At 42.5% G+C, this 6,332-nt stretch carries 6 protein-coding genes; 4 read left to right on the forward strand and 2 right to left on the reverse strand.

Annotated elements, in window-relative coordinates:
- Nucleotides 1-33: 33 nt before the first annotated feature.
- Nucleotides 34-255: a Calvin cycle protein CP12 gene (locus tag U2718_RS16905; RefSeq protein WP_289790783.1), complete on the reverse strand. Its 222-nt coding sequence runs from the start codon at nucleotides 253-255 to the stop codon at nucleotides 34-36.
- 385 nt (nucleotides 256-640) lie between these two features.
- On the opposite strand from U2718_RS16905, the gene U2718_RS16910 reads away from it, so the two are divergent.
- Nucleotides 641-1,855, forward strand: coding sequence for an FIST N-terminal domain-containing protein (locus U2718_RS16910; protein WP_342001760.1), 1,215 nt, complete (start codon nucleotides 641-643; stop codon nucleotides 1,853-1,855).
- A gap of 180 nt (nucleotides 1,856-2,035) precedes the next feature.
- Here U2718_RS16910 and U2718_RS16915 read toward each other — a convergent pair whose 3' ends face one another.
- Entirely contained in the window at nucleotides 2,036-3,136 is a 1,101-nt protein-coding gene (locus U2718_RS16915) for a metallophosphoesterase family protein (protein WP_342001799.1), read from the reverse strand.
- Nucleotides 3,137-3,868: 732 nt separating this feature from the next.
- On the opposite strand from U2718_RS16915, the gene U2718_RS16920 reads away from it, so the two are divergent.
- From U2718_RS16920 to U2718_RS16930, 3 genes are read left to right on the forward strand one after another with little or no spacing between them, the layout of a single operon-like run.
- Nucleotides 3,869-5,056 (forward strand): MFS transporter, encoded by a 1,188-nt coding sequence (locus tag U2718_RS16920; protein WP_342001759.1) that lies wholly within the window; start codon nucleotides 3,869-3,871, stop codon nucleotides 5,054-5,056.
- 13 nt (nucleotides 5,057-5,069) lie between these two features.
- On the forward strand, nucleotides 5,070-5,708 hold the full coding sequence (gene trmB, locus U2718_RS16925; protein WP_342001757.1) for a tRNA (guanosine(46)-N7)-methyltransferase TrmB: 639 nt from the start codon (nucleotides 5,070-5,072) through the stop codon (nucleotides 5,706-5,708).
- Nucleotides 5,709-5,744: 36 nt separating this feature from the next.
- Nucleotides 5,745-6,329: a Uma2 family endonuclease gene (locus U2718_RS16930; RefSeq protein WP_342001755.1), complete on the forward strand. Its 585-nt coding sequence runs from the start codon at nucleotides 5,745-5,747 to the stop codon at nucleotides 6,327-6,329.
- Nucleotides 6,330-6,332: the final 3 nt, after the last annotated feature.

Here is a 6,332-nt window from a genome sequence, read left to right on the forward strand (position 1 = left end):
CGACTCAAAAAGAAAACTTGACTTAGTTTATTTTTAGTCGTCGTAAACCCGGCATTCATCAGCCTCAGGGTTATCATCGCAATATTTCTCGAAAGCTGTTTTTGGCTTTGATTGCTTTTGGTGGGAAGCTTCTGCTTGTAGTTCTTCTACTGCATCCCAAGCTGCGGCGCACTCGGCTGAGTTGCTACCTGTAGCATCACAGACAGCACGAGCTTCTTCACGTTCTTGTTGGATTTTGTCTTGGATGTTGGACATAGTCGTGTTCTTGCAATGTGTAGTTGATACTAGTATGGAAAAAGAACAGGGAAAGTTATTGTTGCTGTATTCTTAACTATTTTAGCTACTGAGTTGCTAGTTTGAGTATTTTTACTTGCTACTCAATCACAATTACAGCAAATAACGGTATAAATGCTTGATTACTGAGATGTTTTAAGATTTGGCAGAACATTTACTAGAAGTAGAGATTATACAATATCTTTAGATGTGTGTAATAGAGATGTGTGTACTAGGGAATAATAACCTTAGTTTTCTGGGATAGATACAAAGGGCTGGCTTCACCTAGTGTGGTATGCAATTTTATGTTTTCCAGAATCCAAAATAAACAAGCTACTAGCCCCATAAGATAAAGAACGTAAAACTCATGGCAGACCAGATGCAGTGGACAAACGCCCTGTCAACCCGTCCTTCTCTAGAAGCAGCTATTGCAGATGTTGTAGCACGGGCTACCTCTTCATTATCAGCTCCTGCGGATTTAGGGCTGGTATTCATTTCGTCTGCTTTTACAAGTGAGTACTCGCGATTATTGCCTTTGCTGGCACAACAGCTTTCAGTGCCTGTGCTAATTGGCTGTAGTGGTGGTGGTGTAATTGGCTCAACCGTAGAAGGACAAACCCAAGAATTGGAAGCAGAGCCAGCCCTCAGCCTGACTTTAGCTCATCTTCCAGGGGTAAATATTAAAGCTTTTCATGTTGTTGCCGAAGATTTACCTGATTTGGATGGCCCACCTAATGCTTGGATTGATTTAATTGGTGTACCTCCTACTCCTACGCCTCAATTTATTTTGTTATCTGCTTCTTTTTCCTCTGGTATCAGCGATCTATTACAAGGGCTAGATTATGCTTATCCTGGCTCGGTGACGGTGGGAGGACAGGCTAGTGGTGGTGTAATGGGTGGTCGCATCGGGCTTTTTTGTAATGATCGCCTCTATCGGGGAGGAACGGTTGGTGTGGCTTTGAGTGGCAATATTGTTTTAGAAACGATTGTGTCACAGGGATGCCGACCAATTGGTAAGCCGTATCAGGTAACTAAAGGCGATCGCAACATAATTTTGGAGTTGGATGAACAAGCACCACTTGTAGTATTGCGAGATGTGATTGCTGAGTTGAGTGACGAGGATCGAACACTGGCACAGCATTCTTTATTCGTTGGTTTGGCAATGGATGAATTTAAGCAGTGTTTGCAGCCAGGAGATTTTTTAATTCGTGATATTCTCGGAGTCGATCCTGCCGGAGGAGCAATCGCGATTGGCGATCGGATTCGCCCCGGACAACGCTTGCAATTCCACCTACGCGATGCGGAAGCCTCAGCGGCTGATTTGGAATTCCTTCTTCAGCAATATCAAACTCAACAATCTTCTTTTGAGACAGCCGTCGGTGCGTTAATGTTTTCCTGCGTAGGAAGAGGTGCAGGACTTTATGGCAAAGCGAATTTTGACTCGCAGCTCTTCCAGCATTATTTGAATAATATCCCTCTGGGGGGCTTTTTCTGTAGCGGCGAGATTGGCCCTGTTGGTAATAGTACTTTCCTACATGGTTACACTTCTGTGTTTGGAATTTGTCGAGAAATTAAGGACTAGGGATTAGGAAGAGAAGGAGAGCAAGAAATGAGGGAGATAGGGAAGATGGGGAAGATGGGAAGAATTTACTCTTATCACTTCCTTGCCTCCCCAAACTTCCTCAAATCCTTTTCCCCCTGTCCCCTTTCTTTGCGTCGCCGTGTCCCCGCGTCCCCGCGTCTTCTTCCCAATCCCCAATCCCTAAAGCAGTAATGTGCTGTTGTTATCAATTAAGGTAGGTGCGCCACAGGTTGCGAGCGCTCCGTACTTCTCAAAATAGCGGCGTACTTCAGGGGGAAAATGCGGGTAGTCAAACAGTGCATCCCCACTGGCAATATTTGCCCAAAAGTCTCGGAGGCTAGGAGTAAATTCCTTTGCCTGTTCTACAGGTAGGTTGAGGGGAGGTAGTGTGAGGAATTTCATCAAAAAGGGAGTACTGCGATCGCCCATCCACTTCCGTGATGCTTGTTGCAAATCTGGGAAATCAGGTACTGACTCAACCCGATGAGATAAAATTTGTAACCACTGCCTACCGTGGTTATCTTGACGAAACTCTAAAACTCGATACGGATGAGGATAACTAACTAAAGAACCAGTAGTAATATCATATACTCCTTGAGAGTAGGCTACATCTTGAACGTGTAAGTGTCCTGTAAATACCAGCTTGACACCATAGTGCCGTAACAACTGCGATAATTCTGGTGCATTTTCTAACATATAGCGATTTGCCATCGCATGACGTGATTGATTCGGTAGATGCTCAACCACGTTGTGGTGTACCATCACCAATACCAACTCATCCCCAGACGCAGCTAGCACCTCTTCTAACCACCCCAGCTGTTTGATATCTAAGCTTCCTATTTGCTCTCCCTGGTCATTAAAAGAGTTAGAATTCAGACCAATCAGCCTCACTCCCGGTAGTACTTGACAAGTGTAATAACATTTTTCTGGTTCGCTGTAGCCAAATTTACGGTAGTAATAAGGGAAATCCGCAAAGGCAATTGATTGGCGATCGGCGTGTAAAACAGGAACATCGTGGTTGCCAGGCACAACATAAACAGGAAAAGGCAACTTTGCGAGGCGTTCTTGTAACCAAGCGTGATTATCTGGCTCGCCGTGTTGAGTTAAATCTCCTGGTAGCAAAAGAAAATCTAAATCTAATTGTGTTAAATGTTCTAGAACACTCTCAAAAGCTGGAATGCTGACTTCCACCAAATGAAAGCGACTAGGATGATCCCAGATTGTATGGGGACACGCAACGTGTAAATCGCTGACTATGGCAAAGCGAAAATTGGAAATCATTGCAGTAAGGACTATCTTAAAAATTAGCGTTTCAAAAACTCTTTGCAGATGAGTATAACCTTTGCTTTCTAATTCTGCTGAAGTGCGATCCCGCTTAATATATGTATACAAATTACAGCTAGCAACTAACAGTTATTAATTAGTCTGTGAAGAAAATTATGCCTTTGAGTAGGTGTAAAGTGATGAAAATTTTGGTTAGCTTAAAGTAGATAAATACTTTGTCTTTTGCTCACATAACTTTCAATCATCAGATGATTTGTCTGATGATTTTTAATAGTAGGGTGTTACGGCTATGTGATGATTTGAGAGTTTAAGAGAATGAGAATGAGCCGTAATGCACCCTACTGGACTGACTTAATATTTTTTGGCTATCAAGTTTATAATTTATGTCTGATATAAATTAAAATGGCAAGCAAAAATCATGTTTGAGAAATCGACCACCGATGGATACAGGTAATTTATCTGTGTTTATTTGTGTTTGTTATGATCATAAAATTATTTAGGTATGACTCAAGGTGAGTAGGGCTAATTCACGTTAGATGTAATTTATGTAGTTCGAGCGATCGCTCTTGAAGACGACATAACCATTGAAAGTCTGAATAGAGTGTTATGACTAGAACCTATTGGCACCTGAAGCTTCTAGATAGAAAGCGATGAGGCAAACATAGAAAACTAAAAATGTTTTATTGTAAATCGTCAGATGAACTCTCTGATGATTTTTTTATTAGTCCTATGAAAACAAGAGTTGATTTAAATTTCCAGAAAATTCCACACAATGTTTGGATATTGGGTTTCGTTAGTCTGTTGACAGATATTAGTTCCGAGACAATTCACTCTCTGTTACCTTTATTTCTCGTCTCGGTTTTAGGAGCTGGAGTGTTAACTGTTGGCTTGATTGAAGGTATTGCAGAAGCAACTGCTTCGGTATTTAAAATTTTTTCTGGAGCACTGAGCGATTATCTGGGGCGGCGTAAGGGGTTAGCAGTATTTGGATATGGTATATCTACACTGGTTAAGCCCCTATTTGCACTCTCGACTAGCCCGAATTGGGTGTTAGTAGCTCGCTTTGGCGATCGCTTAGGAAAGGGGATTCGGGTAGCGCCCCGCGATGCATTAGTCGCTGATGCTACTCCCGTTGGTATGCGTGGATCTGCTTATGGATTGCGCCAATCTCTCGACACTATAGGAGCATTTTTAGGGCCTTTAGCAGCATTTTCTTTGATGGCACTTAGTGGCAATAATTTCCGCCTTGTATTTTGGTTGGCTGTAATTCCCGGTGTTCTGGCGGTGATTCTACTTGCACTTGGTATACGCGAAACGGGTACAACAGCCCATAAGCAGTCTCGAAGTCATCCATTGCACTTTCAAGCTCTTGCAAGCTTGAGTCGAGAGTACTGGATTTTGGTAGTGGTGGCATTATTGTTTAATTTGGGCAACTCCAGCAATGCTTTTTTGTTACTTCGTGCTTCTCAAGTTGGTATTTCCGCTACCTTGGTGCCACTTACACTGCTCGTCATGAATCTGGCTTATTCCCTTAGTGCTTATCCAGCAGGCATACTATCTGACCAATTGGGACGAGTTAAACTGCTGGTTGTAGGGTTGTTGTTATATGCTCTAGTCTACTTGGGCTTTGCTTTTGTCCAATCACCTTGGCAAGTCTGGAGTTTGTTTGCTCTTTACGGTTTACATTTAGGTATTAGTAAGGGCGTATTGTTGGCGCTAGTATCGGATAAAGTTCCTGCTGCACTGCGAGGAACTGCATTCGGGTTTCTCAACCTAGCAGTAGGTGTAGCACTTTTGCCAGCTAGCCTTTTGGCTGGTGGATTGTGGCATCAATTTGGCTCAACAATAACCTTTATCATTGGTAGTATATTTGCACTGGTCGCTGCGCTGATACTACTATTCAATAATTTTGAGTGATTGAAACATAGATATGCCCATCCGAGTTCGCCAACACGTCAATCCATTAGCACAAAAGTATCAAAACCCTGTCACTTCCCTCGACTGGGAAAAAGTCTATACCCAGCCAAACCAACCGCTACATTTAGATATTGGCTGCGCGAGGGGAAGGTTTTTGTTGAAGATGGCACCTATAGAACCAAATTGGAATTTTCTTGGTTTGGAAATTCGCGAACCTTTAGTAGACGAAGCCAATCGGTTGCGGGATGAGTTGGGATTGACGAACTTATATTATTTGTTTTGCAATGTGAATAACTCGTTGCGATCGCTTTTATCAACCCTGCCCACGGGAAGTTTACAGCGCGTCACGATTCAATTTCCCGATCCGTGGTTTAAAAATCGCCATGCAAAACGGCGTGTTGTGCAACCAGAGTTGGTTACAGAACTGGCAGATTATCTCGTGCCTGGGGGAATTGTCTTTTTACAGTCGGATGTGGAATTTATAGCAAAGGAGATGTGCGATCGCTTTGCTTGCCACCCTGCTTTTCAAAGACAGGGTAAAGGAGAATGGCTAAGAGAAAATCCGCTACCAGTTCCCACAGAACGGGAAATAGCTACCCAAAAGAAAGGTGAACCTGTTTATCGTGCAGTTTTTGTAAGAGTGGGAAGTTAGAGGATAGAATGAATCCACTGTCGGGAGGTATGGCAAATGCAGACTCAGCAGCGTTACTACACTCCAGAAGAATATTTGGCAATAGAAGAAGTTGCACAGTTCAAGAGTGAATATCGGGATGGAGAAATTGTACCGGTGACTGGAGGTTCAATTAACCATAACCGCATTGCTGGAAATGTTTATGCTTATTTGAAGTTTCAGTTACGTGGCAAAAACCAAGAAGCTTTCATGAGTGATTTGCGGCTTTGGATTCCCCGCTATAGGCAATATACATATCCAGATATATTGGTAATTCAGGGAACCCCAGCTTTGCATAACAGTAGAACAGATACCATTACAAATCCTTTGTTGATTGTTGAAGTTTTATCAAAATCAACTCAACAATATGATCGCACTGAGAAATTCCGTTATTATCGCTCAATTCCTGAATTTCAAGAGTACGTGCTGATTAATCAATACGAAGTTCAAGTAGAACAATATATTAAAACTGGGGAAGGTGAATGGCTGTTTCGAGAATATGAAACAGAGAGTGCCATTATTGCTCTTTCCTCAGTCAGCTTGGAAATGGCGATCGCTGATATCTACGAAGGTGTTGATTTTAACCAAAAAGAATCTAATTAAGCT

Origin of the sequence: Chlorogloeopsis sp. ULAP02, from assembly GCF_038404745.2 — a bacterium.
Taxonomy (GTDB): domain Bacteria; phylum Cyanobacteriota; class Cyanobacteriia; order Cyanobacteriales; family Nostocaceae; genus Chlorogloeopsis.